The organism is Actinosynnema sp. CS-041913 (assembly GCF_050942485.1).
In the GTDB taxonomy this organism is placed as follows: domain Bacteria; phylum Actinomycetota; class Actinomycetes; order Mycobacteriales; family Pseudonocardiaceae; genus Actinosynnema.
In genome coordinates this window covers 4,222,935-4,240,240 of sequence record NZ_CP192037.1, presented here as the reverse complement: position 1 = coordinate 4,240,240, position 17,306 = coordinate 4,222,935, and the positions used below count along the sequence as shown (strand labels likewise).

Genomic DNA, 17,306 nt, shown 5'->3' with positions numbered 1-17,306 from the left:
GAACAGCTTCGCGAGCACCGGATCCGAGGACGACGGTCAGCCCGGAGTAGTACCGACCCACGACTTTGGTAGTGGTTTCGCGCCGAGCACGGCCATGTCCGCGGCATCCCTCGCTACCGTGCGGCCATGAGGCGGGACCGGTGGGTGGACGCGGCGGTGGTGGTGCTCGCCGCGCTGCTCGGGACGGCCGAGATCGGCACCCAGGTCCCGGACTACCCGGCGCCGTACGACACTTCCGCTTTCGGTCTTCCGCTGGTCGCGGCGGCTGCGCTGTGGTTCCGCCGTGCGCAACCGGTCGCGGTCGCCTGGTTCGTCACGGCGGTCGGCGCGATCCTGGTGCTCGGCGCCTGGGTGTGGCCGGGCGTCGGCACGGAACTCGCACCGGACCGCGCCCTGCTGCCGGGTGCCGCGCCGTTCGCCGCGTACGCCGTGGCCGCGTTCGCGGGCGATTCCCGGTCATGCCGCTCCCCGCGCTTCGCCTCGATGCCGAGGCCTTTCGAGGTCGACCGCCGGACCCGCCGTTGCGGAGTCCCGGGGTTCGACGTCAACAGCCGGACCCGCCGTTGCGGAATCCCGGGGTTCGACGTCAACCTCCGGTCCCGCGGTGTCGGGTTCCTGGCGTTCGTCGTACTCGCCGTGCTCGCCTACGTCAGTGCTCCGCCGGGCGCGCAGCCCACTTCGGTCGTCGGCGTCATCGTGACGCTCCTCGGCGCGCCCGCCGCGCTCGGCGCGCACGTCGCGGCCCGTGCCGAACGCGCCCGACAGGCCCTCCGCGCCGAACGCCTGCGGCTGGCCGCCGAGATCCACGACGTCGTGGGCCACCGGGTCACCGTGATGGTGTTGCAGGCCGGGGCATTGCGCCTCACCGCGGCCGACGAGCACACCCGCGGCACGGCCGAAGACCTCCGCGCCACCGGCTGCCAGGTGCTGGACGAACTCCGGGACCTCGTCGGGCTGCTCAACGCCGGCACACCCGACCCGGCGGACGTCGACCGGCCCGAGCCGCTGCCGGACCTGGCGGAACTGGTCGAGACGTCCCGCTCGGTCGGTGTCGCCGTGGAGGTGGCCGAGTCCGGCGAGCCGCGCGCCCTGTCGCCCGCGGTGAGCCGCACCGCCTACCGCGTCGTCCAGGAGGCGTTGACCAACGTGCGCAAACACGCGCCCGGGGCACGGGTCCGGCTGGTCGTGCGCCACCTCCCCGCCGGACTGCGGGTGACCGTCCACAGCACCCGGCCCGCCGCCGTACCCGACCCGCGCCTCCCGAGCGGCGGCACGGGCCTGCTCGGACTGCGGCGGCGCATCGACCTGCTCGGCGGCGAACTGCGCGCCGGCCCCACCGCCGACGGCGGGTTCCACGTCGACGCGACCCTCCCGACGACCGTCGGAGCCGGACCGTGATCCGCGTCCTCGTGGTGGACGACGACCCGATCGTCTGCGCCCACCTGCGCACCATTCTCGGCATGGCGCAGGACATCGAGGTCGTCGCGGAGGCGTACGACGGCGCGGAAGCGCTCGACGCCGTCACCCGCCACCGGCCCGACGTCGTGCTGATGGACCTGCGGATGCCCGGCGTCGACGGCGTCACCGCCACCCGCCACATCACCGCGCTGCGCGAACCGCCGACCGTCGTCGCGCTCACCACGTTCGACACCGAACACCACGTCCTGCGGGCGCTCGGCGCGGGCGCGGCGGGCTTCCTGCTGAAGTCCACGCCGCCGCAGGACCTGGTCGGTCTGATCCGGGTGGCGGCCGACGGCCACACCGTGCTCTCCCCCGCCGCGACCCGCCGACTGCTGCGCACGGCCGCCGTCCGACAGTCCACAAAGGATACTGTGCTGGATGCGCTCTCGGCCAGGGAACGGGAAGTCCTCGCCCACCTCGCCCATGGCCGGACCAACGCCGAGATCGCCCGCCGGCTGCACCTGTCGGAAACCACCGTCAAGGGCCACGTGTCCCGCATCCTGGTCAAACTGGGCTGTCCCAACAGGACCCACGCGGGACTCCTCGCCTACCGCGCCGGCCTCGCGGCCACGGCGCCGTGAGCACGACCCCGCCCGGTCAGGGGGTAGCGACCAGGCCCTCGCCGCAGGTCACCGGGGCCGCGCCGAGCGCACGCGGGTGACCGTGGTCGGCCCCGGTCGCCGTGCCGGTGACGACCCCGGCGGCGGCCACGGCACGTTCCCCGCCGCACCGGCCGGCGCGCCACGTGGCCTAGCCAGATGACCCGCTCCCACTCGCCACTCCGCCGCGCCCTCCGGGTCTTCCGGGGCCGTGTGCGCCGTCGCGAAACTTTTCCGACCGTGTTCGCCCATGACCCGCCGGCGATTCACCACCCGCGGCACCGGCAGTGAGGCATTCATGACCCTCTCCACAGCATTGTCCGGCCACCACCGGGAACGTGACGGCAAAGCACTCCGCGCGGCTCTGGACGCCGCCGCCCGGATCGTCGGCGCGGACCGCGTCGAGATCCGGATCGGTGATCGCGGCGAGCCCGTGCCGGCCGCGCCCCGGCCGAACGTCGGCGAGTTCCGCTCCCGGCACGTCACCGGGGTGATCTCGCCCCGCACCGTCGACGAGGTCCGCGGCGTGGTCCGCGCCTTCGGCCGCGGTGCGGGCCGGCTGCACCCGGTCAGTACCGGCCGCAACTGGGGGCTCGGGTCGAGCGAACCCGCCCAGGACGACGCCGCCGTGTTGCACCTGGGCGGCCTGGACCGGGTCCGCGGGCTGGACGTGGCACGGGGCTGGGCGGTGGTCGAGCCGGGCGTCACGCAGGGCCGGCTCGCCGGGCTCCTCGCGGGCACCGAGCGCGTGGTGAACGTGACCGCGGCCTCCGCGCACACCAGCATCGTCGGCAACGCCCTCGACCGGGGCGTGGGACTGCGCCGCCAGCGCGTGGACGACGTGCTGGGGCTGGAGGTCGTGCTGCCCGACGGCGGACTGGTCCACGTCGGCTGGTGGCCCGAGCCGGGCCGCCCCACCCCGGTCTACGCGCACGGGCTCGGCCCGTCGCTGGCCCCGCTGTTCGTCCAGTCGAACCTCGGCGTCGTCACCGCCGCCGCCATCCAGCTACCGCCCCGCCCGCAGGCGCAGCGCGTGCTGCGGCTGGACTTCCCGAAGGACGTGCTGACGCGGGCGATCGACGAGCTGCGCCGCTGGATGGCCCAGGGCCTGATCGGCGGCGTGCTGAAGGTCCTCGACCGCACCGCCGCGCGGATCTACGGCGGCGCGGCCGGCGGGTTCCGGGCGCACGTCTGCGTCGAGGGCACGCCCGCGGCGGTCGACGCGCTGACGGCCGTGCTGCGGGCCGAGGCGGCGGAGCTGTTCACCGAGGAGGAGGGCGCGCCGACCGACCTCATCTCGCGGACGGTGGCCAAGCTGTACGCCGGGGATCCGACGAACAACGACGACATCCTCGCCGCGACCCTCGGCCGGCCCGCCGACGAGGTGGACAAGCTGGGCGAGGGCTGGCTGTTCTTCCTGCCGCTGGTGCCGTTCACCGGAGCGGACATCGGGCACGCCCTCGGCCTGCTGGACCGCGTGTCGGCGGAGACCGGCGTCCGCTGCGGCGCGACGCTCAACGCGCTCGGCCCGGACCTGGTGGACTTCGTGGTCCCGATCAAGTTCCACCGGTCCCCCGAGGGCACCGCGCGGGCGCACCGCGCGCTGGACCTGGCCTACGGGCTGTTCGCCGACGCCGGGTACCTGCCCTACCGGCTCGACGTCGACCACTTCGGCTGGATCGACCGGCTCAGCCCCGACCCCGCCGCCCGTGCCCTCGCCCGCCGGCTCAAGACCGCGCTCGACCCCCACGGGACGATCGCACCGGGGCGCTATGCGTGACCTCGGACCACACCCGTTCGGAAGGAGTCGTGAGATGACCGGTGCCGAGACGCTCGAAGCGGTGCACCTCACCGGGCCTCAGATCCTCGACCGGGCACGGCGGATCGCGCCCGTGCTGCGGCAGCGCGCCGCCGAGATCGAGGAGGCCCGGCGGCTGCCCGACGACGTCGTGGCCCTGCTGCGCGACGCCGGCGTGTTCCGGATGGCCGTGCCGCCGTCCTGGGGCGGTCCCGGCATGACCTCCGCGCAGCAGACCGAGGTGATCGAGGTGCTGGCGACCGGCGACGCCTCCGCCGCGTGGTGCGCCATGATCGGCATGGACTCCGGGATCTACGCCGGCTACCTGGACGAGGCGGTGGCCCGCGAGTTCTACCCGCGGCTGGACATGGTCACGGCGGGCTGGATCCACCCGCAGGGCCGGGCCGACCGCGTGCCCGGCGGCTACCTGGTGAGCGGCGAGTGGCGGTTCGGCAGCGGCTGCACGCACTGCGACCGGCTCGCGGCCGGCTGCGTGGTGCACCGGGACGGCGAGCCCGAGCCCGGCCCCGACGGCGGTCCGGTGCACTGGCGGGTGATGCTGGCCCGGCCCGAGCAGTTCGAGATCGTCGACACCTGGTTCACCACCGGACTCGCCGGCAGCGGCAGCCGCGACTACCGGGTGACCGGCCTGTTCGTGCCCGAGGAGCACTCGTTCAGCTTCACCCGGCCGCGCCGCGAAGGGCCGCTGCACGCGTCCCCGGAGGCGATCCTGCGCAAGATGCCCGGCGTCCCGCTGGGTGTCGCGCGGGCGGCGGTCGACCACGTCCGGTCACTCGCCGAGACCCGCGTCGACCGCATCACCCTGGCACGCTGGTCCGGCAGCCACCACGTGCAGGCGGTGATCGCGGGGGCGGAGATGGAACTCGCCGCCGCCCGGTTCGCGGTGTACGCCAACCTGGACCGCCAGTGGGAGCGGCTGGCCGCCGGGGAGAGCCTCACCGTGGACGAGCGCGCGGGCACGGCACTCGCCCGCTACCAGGCGTTCCGCACCGCGCGGTCCGTCGTGGGCAAGCTGTACGACCTGGTGGGCGGCGCGTCGGTGTACCGGCCGACCTCGCCGCTCGACCGGTGGTTGCGCGACCTCACCACGATGTGCCAGCACGCCGTCGCGCAGGACTCCGTCGTCCAGGCGAGCGGCGAGCTGATCCTCGGCGGCACGCCCGCCAACCCGTTCATCTGACGCCGATCCCGAGGGACACGACGATGACCGATCTGCACCTCGCCTCCGGCGGTCGGGCGCGCCTGGCCCGCCTGCGGACGCCCGGCCGCCCGGGCGGGCCGCCCGCGTTCACCGTGCTGGCCGAACCGGGTGGCGAGGACGTCGGCTCGGCGATTGTGCGGCTGTCGGCCGAGCAGCCGGCCGTGGCGGACCTCGGCTTCAGCCTGCGCCGCCACCCGCCCGACCACTGCCTGGCGGTAGACACGGTGCGGGCGCTGACGGAGTGGTCGTTCGCCCGCGGCGCGACCCGCGTGCAACTGCGGTGCCCGCTGGACGACGTCGACCAGGCCAAGGCGGCGCTCGGAGCCGGGTTCCGGTTCGAGGGGGTGTCCCGCGGCGTGGTGGCCACCGCGTGGGGCGCGGCGGCGGGCGGCGTGTTCGCCCGCCTACCCTGCGACTCCGGCGAACCGATCGCGCCGGCGCTGCCGGACCTGCCCGCGGGCGGCATCGGCGACGGCGTCATCACGCTGCGCGTGGCCACCGCGGCGGACGCGGCGGCGCTGCACCTGGAGCACAGCAACGCGGAGGCACGACGCTGGGCGCTGTCCGACCCGGTCCCGGAGCACGAGACCGCGGCGCAGGCCGAGCGGGCGGCCCTGGAGTGGGTGACCGGCGTCCGCGCCCTGATGGTGATCGTCGACGACGAGACCGGCGACGTCGCCGGCCGGGTCGTGCTGCGCCCCGTCGTGCCGCCCCGGGTCGCCGACGTCGGAGCCGGTGTCCTGCCCCGCTTCCGGGGCCGCCGGTACCTGGCGCGGGCGTTGCGGATCGTGTCCGACTGGGCCTTCGCCGAAGGTGGCTACACGCGCCTGGAGGCCGGTGTCAAGCTCGGGAACACGCCGTCCGCGAACGGCGTGATCGCCGCCGGCTGGGACTTCGAGGGGCCGCGCAAAGCCCGGCTCCGCAACCCGGACGGCTCTTTCGGCGACGAACAGCACTACGCCATCGTCCATCCCATGCACCGCTGACGCCCCCAGCCCCCGGAGAGGCCGGACCGGATCCGACAGGAGACAACAGGCGATGACCCATATCCGAAACGCGCTCCGAGCTGTGCACGTGCCGGCGAGCGAGGGGCGGTCGGTGTGGCTCAACGGAGATGTCTACGTCGTGAAGCTCGACCGCCTGTCGTCGGGGGGTTCGCTCACCGTGCTGGAGGCCGACGTCCCGCCCGGCGGCGGACCGCCGGTCCACAACCACGCCAACGAGGACGAGGCGTTCTACCTGTTAGCCGGCGAGTTGGACATCCACGCGGGCAGCCGGACCTACACCGCGGTGGCGGGCGACCTGGTCTTCATCCCGCGCGGCACGTTCCACGGGTTCCGCAACAACACCACCCGGGTCGCGCGGCAACTCCTGTTGTTCACGCCCGGCGGGTTCGAGGGCTTCTTCCTGGAGCTGGGCGAGGACGCCGTGCCCGGCACGCCGCCGCCCCCGACCACGCCGAACCCCTTCGAACGGGTGGTGGACGTGGGCAGCCGCTACGGCTCGTTCCCGCCGCCGGAGGACCGACCGCGGCCGACTACGGGAAGTATTTGATCGACCCACCCAAAAATCGCTAGCCTGCCCTGGTGGGGAGACCGAGGAAGTTCGACGAGGCGGTGGTGGTCGACGCGGCGCTGGACGTCTTCTGGTCCAAGGGCTTCGAGGCGACGTCGACGGAAGACCTGTGCGAGCGCACCGGCCTCGGCCGGGGCAGCCTCTACAACACCTTCCGCAGCAAGGCCAACCTCTACCGGCACGTGCTGCGCCGGTACGCCGAACTCGGCTTCGCCACGCAGGCGGGCATCCTGCGGCAGCCGGGGCACGCGAAGGAGCGCCTGCGCGCCCTGCTGACCGCCGTGATCGACCACGACCTCGCAGACCCCGACCACCGCGGGTGCCTGGCGGTCAACGCGGCCACCGACGCCGCGGGCCGCAGCGACGAGGTGTCGGACGAGGTGCGCCGCCAGTTCGCGCGCACCGAGGCGGCCCTGCACGACGTGATCCTGGCGGGCCAGCGCGCCGGGGAGATCACCACCGACCGCAGCGCCGAGCAGCTCGCCCGCGCGTTCCTCGCCGGCTACTACGGACTGCGGGTGCTCGCGAAGGTCGTCCGCGACCGCGACACGCTCGTCGACGTCATGGAAGGAACCCTCGCCGCCCTCTGACCCCGCCGAAGGCGTCCGGCCACCGAACCAGATTCGAGGACAGGCCACATGCCACTCGCCGTCTACGTGCTGGGGCTCGGGATCTTCGCCGTGACCACCAGCGAATTCATGGTGTCGGGACTGATGCCCGCCCTCTCCGCGGAGTTCGGCGTGACGATCTCCGCGGTCGGCTACCTGATCTCCGTCTACGCCGCCGCCATGGCCCTCGGCGGCCCCGTGCTCACCGTGGGCCTGCTCAGGTTCCCCCGGAAGAACACCCTCCTGCTGCTCATCGGCGTCTTCATCGCCGGCCAGGCGCTCGGCGCGGTCGCCGCCTCCTACGAGGTGATGCTGGTGGCCCGCGTGGTCACCGGGGTCGCCGCGTCGTCGGTGTTCGGCATGTCGTTCGCGATCGCCGTCGACACCGTGGGACCGGCCCGCGCCGGCCGCGCCGCGTCGATCGTGGTGGGCGGCCTGATGATCGGCACCGTGCTGGGCCTGCCGGCGGCGACGTTCGTCGGCCAGGAGTTCGGCTGGCGCACCAGCTTCTGGGCGGTCGCCGGGCTCGCGCTGGTGGTCGGGCTGATCACGCTGAAGGTCGTGCCGGCCTCTCCGGGCGCGGGTGACGTGGGGCTGCGCGAGGAGCTGACGGCGTTCCGCAGCGGACGGCTGTGGGCGGCGTACGCCACCAGCACGCTCATCATCGGGGCGACGTTCGTGGCGTTCAGCTACTTCACGCCGATCCTCACCGACGTCAGCGGCTTCGAGTCGGGCGCGGTGCCGGTCCTGCTGGCCGTCTACGGCGTCGCGACGGTGGTCGGCAACGTCGTCGTCGGCCGGTTCGCCGACCGGCACACCATGGGCGTGCTGGCGGTCGGGCTGGTCTCGCTGACCGTGTCACTGGCGATCTTCGGTCTGTTCGCGGACGTCCGGGCGGTGGCCGTGGTGGCGCTGGTGCTGGTCGGGCTGGTGGGCGTGACGATGAACCCGGCGATGGCGGCACGGGTCATCCGGACCTCCAACGGCCGTCCGCTGGTCAACACGGTCCACACGTCGGTCATCACGTTCGGCGTGGTCATCGGCTCGTGGGCGGGCGGCCTGGCGATCAGCGCGGGTCACGGGTTGCGGGCGCCGCTGTGGATCGGCGTGGCGCTGGCCGTGCTCGGCTTCCTGAGCATCGTGCCGGAACTGCTGTCCGGCCGGGACGCCGCCACACCGACACCGGCGGCGAGTGATCAACAGGCAGTCGACACCGGTGGAGGCGAGCAGTGAGCGGACGGTTCGCGGGCAAGGTCGCCCTGGTCACGGGCGCGGGCAGCGGGATAGGCAGGGCGGTGGCCGGCGCGTTCGCCGCCGAGGGCGCGGCGGTCGTGCTGGCCGGGCGCGACCCGGACCGGCTCGCCGGGACCGAACGGGCGATCCGGGACCGCGGCGGCGTGGTGCTGGCCGTGCCGACCGACATCACCGATCCCGCCGCGGTGGCGGCGTTGTTCGGCCGGATCGAGGCCGGGCACGGGCGGCTCGACGTGGCCGTCAACAACGCGGGGGTCAAGGAGGTCAGCCTGGTCGGCGACACCGACGAGGCGAGTTGGCTGCGGGTCGTCGGGACCAACCTGACCGGCACCTGGCGCTGCCTCCGGGCGGAGGTCGACGCCATGCGCGGGCACGGCGGGGTGATCGTCAACGTCGCCTCGACCGTCGGCCGGCACTCCACGCTGCCCGGCTTCGGCGCGTACGCGGCGACCAAGGCCGGTGTCGAGGCGCTGAGCCGGACGGCCGCGCGGGAGTACATCGGGCAGGGCATCCGGATCAACTCGGTGAGCCCCGGACCGTTCGACACCGACATGTCGCTGGCCCCCGGCGAAACCGCCGAACAACGCGCCGAACGGTTCGGGGCGGCCCTGCCGATCGGCCGCATCGGCACCCCCGACGAGGCGGCCCGGACAATCCTCTGGGTGTGCTCCGAGGACGCGTCATTCTTTGTCGGGCATGATTTCGTGGTCGACGGCGGGAGCGTGCTGTGAGCGCCCGCCGATCAGTTCGGAACGTCCACGCAGGCCGGCCAGCCGTCCTGCAGCGCACGCGCCACGGCGAGCGTCCGGTTCGGCGTGTTCAGTTTTGCCAGGATATTCGCCACCAACCTCTTCACGCCGTGCGAGGAAATCCGCAGTTTTCGGGCGATCTGCTTGTTGGTCATTCCCTGGACGAGCAGCGACAACACCTGCTGCTCACGCGCGGTCAACGCGGCCGGGTGTGGGAGCACCCCGCCGCGCGGACCGTTGCGGACCTCCGCGAGCAGGCTGTTGGCCATCGTCACCGGCATCGGGACCTCGCCGTTCGCGATCCGGCGCAGCGTCTCGTCGAGCGTCACGGCGTTGATCTCCGCCAGGCTCAGGAAACCGTGCGCACCAGCGGCGGCGGCGCGCAACACGTCGTCCGGGCCGAGGCTTTCCATGATCACGAGAACCTTCGCCGGGCGTGGGCCGTCGCAGGCCGGCCGCAGCTCCGGCCCCAGCTCGCCGAGCGCGACCACGAACACGTCGAAGACCCCGTCGAGCAGTGCCCGGCGACCGTCCTCCAGAGAAGTCCGGATCTCCAGCGCGCTTACTCTGGGCAACGCGGCGAGCAGGCGTTCCATGCCGTAGCGGGCCAGCTCGTTCCGCATGCCCACGATTACCTTGATCGGGTCAACCGGTTCCCTCAGAAGATCCACCCCAGCCCCCTCAGATCAGCGCAAGTATAGCGAAAGGTACCGCTTCCGGACGACCGGTTACCGAAGCGCGCGGAGCCGGCATGCCCGGAAGTCGGCGGAATAGCCCGTCGGGGCATCGCCAAAAGGACCGTGAAAGACCGGCGAATCACCATTCGACCTCGGCGGCATTCTTCGGCAACGATACCCGCCGGACTCGGTGCGTGCCGTGGGTCCTTTCCGGAATCGAATCGGCGGTCAGCTCGCCGGGCACGGCGGGCGGAACGGGAGGTCGGGCAGGTGTTCCGCCCACTCCTCCTCCGTGATCACGGGGTGCGCGAGGGCGCACACCCGATCGGCCACCCACTCGGGGTCGGTCCGCCACAGCCGGGCGGTGCGGTCGTGGCTGATCGTCACCAGCGTCCCGCCGTCCGGCCGGAACGCCGCCGCGGACACGCCCTCGGTGTGGCCGGTGAGCGCGGCCTGCTCGACCGGCCGCGCGGGATTCCGGAGGTCCCACAGCCGCACGGTCCGGTCGGCGCTCGCGGTCGCCAGCAGGCGGCCGTCCGGCCGGAACACCGCCGAGTACACGGCGTCGGTGTGCCCGGCGGCGAGCGCGATCCGCCGGGGGCGGTCGGGATCGCCGATGTCCCACAGGCCCACCGTCCGGTCCGCGCTCGCGGTCGCCAGCAGGCGGCCGTCCGGGCTGTACCGGACCGACGTCACGGTGCCCACGTGGTCGATCAGCACGGCCACGCGCCGGGGCACCCCCCGGTCGGAGGTGTCCCACAGCCGCGCGGTCCGGTCGGCGCTCCCGGTCGCGAGGCCGCGGCCGTCCGGGCTGAACGCCACCGCGACGACCTTGTCGGTGTGGTCGATCATCTCCGCCAGCAGCCGGGGCGCGCCGGGGTCCGTGATGTCCCACAGCCGCGCGATGCCGTCCTCGGAGGCCGTGGCGAGGGTCCGGCCGTCCGGGCTGAACGCCGCCGCGACCATCACCCCGCTGCGGTCGTCCAGGGTGGACAGCCGGCGGAGGTGCCCGCCCGCCACGCGCCAGAGCCGCACCGTCCGGTCGTGGCTCGTGGTCGCGAGCACCTTGCCGTCCATGCTGAACTCGACCGAGCGGACGATGTCCGGGTGGGCGGTCGCCACGGCGGTCTGCCGGGGGTGCTCGGCGTCCGACACGTCCCACAGCCGCACCGTGCGGTCCCGGCCAGCGGTGGCGACGGTGCGCCCGTCCGGGTGGATCGCCAAGCCGTACACGGAGTCGGTGTGGCCCGCCAGCACCGGCCCCGGCACGGTCCACAGCCGCGCGGTGTGGTCCTCGCTGCCGGTGATCAGCGTCCCCTCGTCGCGGAACGCGACCGCGGCCACGAACCCGGTGTGGCCGGTGAGGGTCATCAGCTCCCGCCCGCCGCCGTCCCCGTCCAGCGACCACAGGCGGGCGATCCGGTCGTTGCCCGCCGTGGCGAGCGTCCGGCCGTCGGGGCTGAACGCCACCGCCCGCACCACGTCGTCGTGCGGCAGCATGGCCCTCTCGGTGAAGTCCCGGGTCCGCCACAGCCGGACCGTCTGGTCCTGGCTCGCGCTGGCCAGCGTGCCGCCGTCCGGGCTGAACGCCACCGCGACCACGGACCCGGTGTGGCCGGGCAGCTCGCGCGGCGCGGCGAGGTCCGCCAGGTCCCACAGCAGGACGCGGTCGCCCCAGCCGGACGCCGCCAGGGTGCGGCCGTCCGGGCTGAAGGCGAGCGCCACCATGGCGTCCACCTGCCCGCCCACGGCCGCCACCCGCTGGGGGAAGCCCGGATCGGTGACGTCGTGCAGCCGCAGCGTGCGGTCCGCCCCGACCGACGCGAGCAGCGTCCCGTCCGGGCTGAACGCGACGGCGTCGACCCTCCCCACGTGGTCGATGACGGTCGCCAGGTGCTTCGGCCGCGTGGCGTCCCCGATGTCCCACAGCAGGAGCGTGTGGTCGGCGCTGCCGGTGGCGACGATCCGCCGGCGCGGGTCGGTCGCGACCGAGGTGACCGGGCCGAGGTGCCGGGCGAGCGTGGCCGACTCGACGGGGCGGTGCGGTCGCGCGATGTCCCAGATCCGCGCGGTGCCGTCCGCCGACCCGGTGACCAGTGTCCGGCCGTCCCGGTGCAGGGCCACCGCGTTCACGTGGCTGGTGTGGCTGGTGAGCATCGTCGCGTGCGGGGCGGCCAGGCTGCTGAGCAGGCTGCTGCGGGCCTCGGTGGTGGGCGCGATCCGGTACGCGGCGAGGCTGAGCTGGGCCGCGAGGGCCGGGCTCGTGGCCCGCAGGGCGGTGGCCTGCGCCGCGAGCTTCTGCGAGACGGCGGTGTTGCGCTGCTGCGTGATCGTGTGATTGTTCCGGACCGCGTACCCGGTCAGGCCGGCCGTCGCCAGCAGCAGGACGGACAGCGCGACGACCAGCCGCCGCAGCCGCCGGGTCCGGCGCACGGACGCCGCGTGCTCGTGCTCCTCCGCCGCCGCGCTCTCGTCCAGGAACGCCCGCTCCCGCGCGCTGAGCACGGTGTGGCCGCGCGCGGCGAGGTCCGCCGCCAGCGCCAGCCGCGCGCCCCGGTAGAGCGCGCCGGGATCGCGGTCCAGCACCTCCCACGCCTCGGCGGCCTCGGTGAGCCGCCGGTGCGCGCGCAGGGCGTCCCGGTCCTCGGCCAGCCAGTTGCGCAGCCGCGGCCAGGCCTGGATCAACGCCTCGTGGGTGATGTCGACGGTGTTCCGGTCCAGCGTGATCAGCCGGGCGGCGGCCATCCGCTCCAGCACCACGGCGAGGTCGGGGTCGTCCGCGTCCAGCTCGTCCCAGCCGACCTGGCGCTTGGTGTCCTCGGTGCCCTCGCCCAACGCGGTCAGCCGGACGAACAGGTCCCGCGCGACGGTCTGCTGCCGCGCGCTGAAGGCCAGGTGGATCGTCTCGGCGGTCTGGGCCAGCGCGCCGTCGATCCGGCCCGCCGCCTCGAACCCGCTCAACGCCAGCGACGTGCCGCGCCGCCGCCGCCACGTCTCCAGCAGGGCGTGCCCGAGCAGCGGCAGCACACCCGGCCGGCCGCCGGCGTGCGCCATCAGCGTGGCCAGCAGGTCGTTCTCCACCACGTAGCCGGCGCGGACCGCGGGCTGCGTGACGGCGCGGCGCAGCTCGTCCATGGTCATCGGACCGACCGTCACCTGGGCCCGCTGGAGGGCTCGCAGCAGCGCGGGGTACCGGGTGCAGTGGCCGTAGAAGTCGGCCCGCACGCCGAGCACCACCCGGCAGCGGCCGTCCGTCTCGCCGGCGGCGGCCAGCGCGTCCACGAACCGCTCCCGCTCCCCTTCGTCGGCGCACAGCGTGAACACCTCTTCGAACTGGTCCACCACCAGCACCAGCTCGGACCGCTCCGGCCGCCCGGCCATCACCTGCGCGACCGCCATCCCGAGGTTGCGGGAGTGGCCGGCCAGCTCGTCGTACAGCCGGCCCGCCGCGCCGCCGGTCAGCGCCGCCAGCCGCGCCGCGCACTCCTGCAACGGCTGCCGGCCGGGTGTGAACAGCAGCGACGTGCGCCGCTCCGCCCGGAGCCTCGGCACCAGGCCGGCCCGCAGCAGCGAGGACTTCCCGGCCCCGGACGCGCCGACCACCATCACCAGCCGCCGCTCCGACAACCGGGTCCACAGCGTCTCCAGCAGCTCCTCCCGGCCGAAGAACAGGTCGCTGTCCTCGGGCTGGAACGCGGCCAGCCCGACGTACGGCGCCTGCTCCCCGTCCGCCCGCGCGCCCTGCCGGTCGGCGGCGAGTTCGGCGGCCAGCTCCCGCCACCGGCGCTCCCACTCGTCGGCGTCGCCGCCGCACGCCTGCACGTAGGCCAGGGTGACCGCGAGCGAGGGCAGCTTCCGGCCGCCCGCCGCCTCGGACAGGCTCGTCGCCGAGTAGTGCGCCACCGCCGCCAGGTCGCGGTACGAGGGCGTTCCCGCCTTCTTCCGCAACCGACGCAGCTCGGCGGCGAACCGCACCAGCGGCCCGTCCTCCGCGTCCAGCGGGCGTTCGCCCCGTGGCATCCCGCCACCTCGCTCTCCGGCCGGGTGAATTGATTGGGGATTCGTTGTTCGGCAGGTGTCCCCCGACACCGGACAACCGGCTGCCGGTAGAACAACGGGGCATGTCCACACCAAGAAAGGCCTTCGGCGGCGCCGTGCTGGTCGCCGCGCTCGCGGCGTCGACGCTCCCGGCGACCGCCGCCGCGCCGTTCTCGCCCGCCCAACCGGTGGCGCTGCTGGCCGGGCAGGGCGACCGCGACATCAACCAGACGCGGACGCGGTTCGCCGTGCACGCGACGGATCTCGGCATCATGTGGCGCGACAGCCGCGGCGGCACCGCGGTCGTCTTCGGCGACACCTACGGCGAGGGCTGGGGCGGCCACGGCGCCGGTCCGGAGACCGCCGACTGGCGGTTCAACGTGCTCGGCCACTCGGCGGACACGAACCTCGCGGACGGCCTGCGGATCGACTCGATGGTCGAGGACCGGCCCGGCCACGCGGCGGAGATCCTGCACCGCGACCCGGCGGTGTCCGAGGTGACCGTGATCCCGACGGCCGCGGTCAGCGTCGGGTCTCGCGACTACCTCCACTACATGTCCATCCGCGGCTGGCAGCCGTGGACCACGAACTACTCCGGGCTGGCCTACTCCGACGACGGCGGCCGGACGTGGGTGAAGCCGACCGCGAGCAGGTGGCCCAACCAGGGCGGGTCCGCGCGGTTCCAGATGGGCGCGTTCGTGCGGCACGACGGTCTCGTCTACCTCTTCGGCACGCCCAACGGGCGCTTCGGCAACGCGCACGTGGCGCGGGTAGCGGAGCCGGACGTCCTGAACCCGGCGGCCTACGAGTACTGGACCGCGTCCGGCTGGAGGGCTGACGTGGACGCCTCCGTCCCGGTGTTCGGCACTCAGGTGGGCGAGCTATCCGTGTTGTACCACAACGGTCTGCGCCGCTGGGTGTCCCTGGCGCTGGACGAGAGCAGGGCCGCGATCGTGCTGCGCACCGCGCCTGCGCCGAACGGCCCGTGGAGCGGCGGCCGGGTGGTGGCGCACGCCGTCGACTACCCCGCCCTGTACGGCGGTTTCCTGCACCCCTCCAGCGCGGACGGCCCGGACCTGTACTTCTCGATGTCCCAGTGGGCGCCGTACGACTCGAAGCTCATGCGCGTGCGGCTGTCCGACGTGCCGACCGACCCGAACCTGCTGTCCGACGGCGGTTTCGAGGACCGCCCGGCGGGCGCGGGGCCCGGACCGTGGCGGATCGGCGGGCGCGGCGGGATCGACCAGGGCCTCGGCCAGGCGCACTCGGGCCGCAACAACGGCTGGGTGCGGCACGACACCGGCTGGCACGACCTCAGCCAGAAAGTCGTGGTGCAGCCCGGAAGCCGGTACCGGATCTCCGGCTGGGCACGCACGTCGGCGACCAACGGCGAGGGCTACTTCGGTGTCCGGCGTCCGGGCGGCGGCGTCGTGGCCGAGCAGCGGTTCGGTCATCTCCCGGACTACCGGCGGCTGACCGTCGAGTTCACCGCGGACACCACCGAGGTCGAGGCGTTCGGCGGCCTGTGGGCCCGGTCGGCCGACACCTGGGTGCAGTTGGACGACGTGGTGCTGGAACGGATCTGACCGGCTACCAGGTGAAGGCGAACTCGTACCACGGTCCGTCGATGTGGGTGTAGACGTAGCCGTCCGCGGACCCGGCGCCCGAGGGGACGTGCTCCGGGCAGTGGGCGAAGCCGGTGGAGGTGAGGAAACCGCCGTGCTCCAACGTGATCAGCGTGCAACCCCCACTCGGCGCACCGGCGGCGCTGGTGATCGAGTACAGCCCCACCTCCTGGTGGCCGACCCGTCGGTCCGGGTCCGCCGTCACGTCGGCCACCAGGCGCTCCAACGCCGACCGGTGCACGTCGAACACCAGCCGCTCGACCACCCCGGTGCGGGCGGTCGCCCACGTCGCCACCAACAGCGCGGGGACCACGAGGAACGGCCACAGCCGAGCCGACTGACGGGCCCGGGGCGGCGGCAGGGCCACCACGGCGAGGACGGCGACCACCAGCCACAACAGGCCGACCACCACCCAGCACACCAGCGCGATCAGCGCCATCTCGAAGAACCCGCCAGGCAGGCTGACCGACCACAGCGTCAACACCACCGGCCCGACCGCCAACACCACCGGCAACCAAGGTGAACGCCACCACGACACACGACGACCCGCCATGCCAGGACGACGCGGGCCACGACACGACGGTTCCCTCGACGGCGCCTTGTTTGTTGCTTTTCTTAAGCAAAACGACGGCAGAAGAGGGACCACGGACGCAAAGCGCTCCATGAGCACGCAGGTCTGGAATATAGCTCGGAACACTACGCAAAATGACCATATCATCGATGACCTAAAGCCTGCCGGGGGACGGCTGTCAGCGCAACACGCCGCCCGCAGAGCGACCCGCCCAGCTTGCTGACTCGCGTGCCTTCGGCCTGAGTACGCGACCTGGCAGCCGCAAGTGCGCGTTCCGTAGCGCGCGTGGCGTTCCAGCCGGTCCCTGGCAGCTTTAGGGTTTATCGATGATGTGGTCCTTTTTCGTGATGTCCCCAGCTTTATCCAAGACTTGCGTGCTTATGGCGCGTTGAGTCCGTGGTTCCTCTTCTGCCGTCTTTTTGCGTAGAAAGATGAACCAACGCGCTCCTCTCCCCTGGTTTGTGAGGCTCCCTGCCCCGCCCTCGCGCGGTCGGCAGGGTCTTGCTGTGTCCTGGCATAGGCGTCCTACCACCGGGTTCAAGGTTCTTCGCAAGGTTCGGGTGCGGGTCGGGTCGGATCCTCGGACGGCGTTGGAAGCACTCGTGTTATGCGAAGGGGGAAACCATGATTCGCTGGCACCACATCGCCGGCGCGGTGGTCGGGTGGCTCATGCTCACCACCGGGCCGGCATTGCCCGCCCAGGCGCAGACGGCACCTGCCCAGTCGGGCGACGCGGACTGCGTGATCGTCGTCGGCGCGCCGGACCCGGTCACGAACATCGCACCGCAGGAGACCAAGGCCTGCGGCGCGGCGGCGGCCGAGGTCGCCCTTCCCGCCAAGAAGCTCATCATGACGTGGTATCGCAACGGGGACTACGGCGGTGGGTCGACCAAGATCTACGGGCGCAACGGGGGCTGCGGCAACTACGGCATCGAGTTCGTCGGCGAGAGCTGGAACGACGAAATCCACTCGTTCCGCACCTATGCCAACTGCCACTACGTGCGCGCCTTCCAGAACAAGGAGTACGGCGGCTGGTGCTACGCCTACCACGGTGACGCCCGGTGGGTGGGCAACGGCGTCAGCTCGTTCTGGCTCTCCAACTCCTACAAGCGCTGCTGACCCGGATTCC

Annotated in this window: 14 protein-coding genes; 11 read left to right on the top strand and 3 right to left on the bottom strand. The window is 73.2% G+C overall.

Annotated elements, in window-relative coordinates:
• Positions 1-126 precede the first annotated feature (126 nt).
• The 9 genes from ACQPZF_RS19940 to ACQPZF_RS19900 all read left to right on the top strand — a co-directional run bounded on the left by ACQPZF_RS19940 (position 127) and on the right by ACQPZF_RS19900 (position 9,248).
• A complete protein-coding gene (locus ACQPZF_RS19940) occupies positions 127-1,398 on the top strand; it encodes a sensor histidine kinase (RefSeq protein ID WP_433273771.1) in 1,272 nt (423 codons plus the stop codon).
• The gene (locus ACQPZF_RS19935; RefSeq protein WP_433273769.1) at positions 1,395-2,042 is read left to right on the top strand and encodes a response regulator; all 648 of its coding nucleotides are present in this window, start codon (positions 1,395-1,397) and stop codon (positions 2,040-2,042) included. The genes ACQPZF_RS19940 and ACQPZF_RS19935 overlap by 4 nt, the downstream gene beginning before the upstream one ends.
• Positions 2,043-2,310: 268 nt before the next feature.
• A complete protein-coding gene (locus ACQPZF_RS19930) occupies positions 2,311-3,840 on the top strand; it encodes an FAD-binding oxidoreductase (protein WP_433273767.1) in 1,530 nt (509 codons plus the stop codon).
• A 34-nt stretch (positions 3,841-3,874) separates the two neighbouring features.
• On the top strand, positions 3,875-5,059 hold the full coding sequence (locus ACQPZF_RS19925) for an acyl-CoA dehydrogenase family protein (RefSeq protein WP_433273765.1): 1,185 nt from the start codon (positions 3,875-3,877) through the stop codon (positions 5,057-5,059).
• Between the two features lie 23 nt (positions 5,060-5,082).
• Positions 5,083-6,066 carry a GNAT family N-acetyltransferase gene (locus ACQPZF_RS19920; protein WP_433273763.1) on the top strand — a complete coding sequence of 328 codons (984 nt, stop codon included), beginning with the start codon at positions 5,083-5,085 and terminating at the stop codon, positions 6,064-6,066.
• Between the two features lie 52 nt (positions 6,067-6,118).
• Positions 6,119-6,634, top strand: a complete 516-nt coding sequence (locus ACQPZF_RS19915) for a cupin domain-containing protein (RefSeq protein WP_433273761.1) — start codon at positions 6,119-6,121, stop codon at positions 6,632-6,634.
• 32 nt (positions 6,635-6,666) lie between these two features.
• On the top strand, positions 6,667-7,245 hold the full coding sequence (locus tag ACQPZF_RS19910) for a TetR/AcrR family transcriptional regulator (RefSeq protein ID WP_433273759.1): 579 nt from the start codon (positions 6,667-6,669) through the stop codon (positions 7,243-7,245).
• A gap of 48 nt (positions 7,246-7,293) precedes the next feature.
• Positions 7,294-8,496, top strand: a complete 1,203-nt coding sequence (locus ACQPZF_RS19905) for an MFS transporter (RefSeq protein WP_433273757.1) — start codon at positions 7,294-7,296, stop codon at positions 8,494-8,496.
• The gene (locus ACQPZF_RS19900) at positions 8,493-9,248 is read left to right on the top strand and encodes an SDR family NAD(P)-dependent oxidoreductase (protein ID WP_433273755.1); all 756 of its coding nucleotides are present in this window, start codon (positions 8,493-8,495) and stop codon (positions 9,246-9,248) included. The genes ACQPZF_RS19905 and ACQPZF_RS19900 overlap by 4 nt, the downstream gene beginning before the upstream one ends.
• Positions 9,249-9,259: 11 nt before the next feature.
• Here the strand turns inward: ACQPZF_RS19900 and ACQPZF_RS19895 are convergent, their stop codons facing one another.
• Entirely contained in the window at positions 9,260-9,889 is a 630-nt protein-coding gene (locus ACQPZF_RS19895; RefSeq protein WP_433273753.1) for a helix-turn-helix domain-containing protein, read from the bottom strand.
• A 282-nt stretch (positions 9,890-10,171) separates the two neighbouring features.
• Positions 10,172-13,963, bottom strand: coding sequence for a hypothetical protein (locus tag ACQPZF_RS19890; protein ID WP_433273751.1), 3,792 nt, complete (start codon positions 13,961-13,963; stop codon positions 10,172-10,174).
• A gap of 101 nt (positions 13,964-14,064) precedes the next feature.
• Between ACQPZF_RS19890 and ACQPZF_RS19885 the strand changes: the two genes are divergently transcribed.
• The gene (locus ACQPZF_RS19885) at positions 14,065-15,567 is read left to right on the top strand and encodes a DUF4185 domain-containing protein (RefSeq protein ID WP_433273749.1); all 1,503 of its coding nucleotides are present in this window, start codon (positions 14,065-14,067) and stop codon (positions 15,565-15,567) included.
• Between the two features lie 4 nt (positions 15,568-15,571).
• Here the strand turns inward: ACQPZF_RS19885 and ACQPZF_RS19880 are convergent, their stop codons facing one another.
• Entirely contained in the window at positions 15,572-16,114 is a 543-nt protein-coding gene (locus ACQPZF_RS19880; protein WP_433273747.1) for a hypothetical protein, read from the bottom strand.
• A gap of 687 nt (positions 16,115-16,801) precedes the next feature.
• On the opposite strand from ACQPZF_RS19880, the gene ACQPZF_RS19875 reads away from it, so the two are divergent.
• Positions 16,802-17,296 carry a hypothetical protein gene (locus tag ACQPZF_RS19875; protein WP_433273745.1) on the top strand — a complete coding sequence of 165 codons (495 nt, stop codon included), beginning with the start codon at positions 16,802-16,804 and terminating at the stop codon, positions 17,294-17,296.
• Positions 17,297-17,306: the final 10 nt, after the last annotated feature.